1 protein-coding gene is annotated in these 227 nt (G+C 57.3%); it reads left to right on the top strand.

What is annotated here, in order from left to right:
• Window positions 1–227 (top strand): integrase core domain-containing protein (locus tag QP971_RS11350; RefSeq protein WP_284811946.1); only part of this gene is annotated, 227 nt, incomplete at both ends.

Here is a 227-nt window from a genome sequence, read left to right as displayed (position 1 = left end):
ACAAGGCCATTTGCCCACAACATCGCCGAGCTAAACCAACAACTCGATGACATCATCGACTACTACAACAACCACCGCCCCCACCGAGTGCTCAACAGACAAACGCCAGTTCAGGCCTACAACCGACTGCCCAAAGCCCAGCCACTCGATATCCCCATCGGCACCGACAACCGCCTACGCCGAGACAAAGTCGACAACGACGGAAAAGTAACCCTCCGCTGGGCCGG

Origin of the sequence: Corynebacterium marquesiae, assembly GCF_030229635.1 — a bacterium.
Taxonomy (GTDB): domain Bacteria; phylum Actinomycetota; class Actinomycetes; order Mycobacteriales; family Mycobacteriaceae; genus Corynebacterium; species Corynebacterium marquesiae.
The sequence above is the reverse complement of the archived record's forward strand: the minus strand, read 5'-3'. Positions and strand labels throughout refer to the sequence as shown.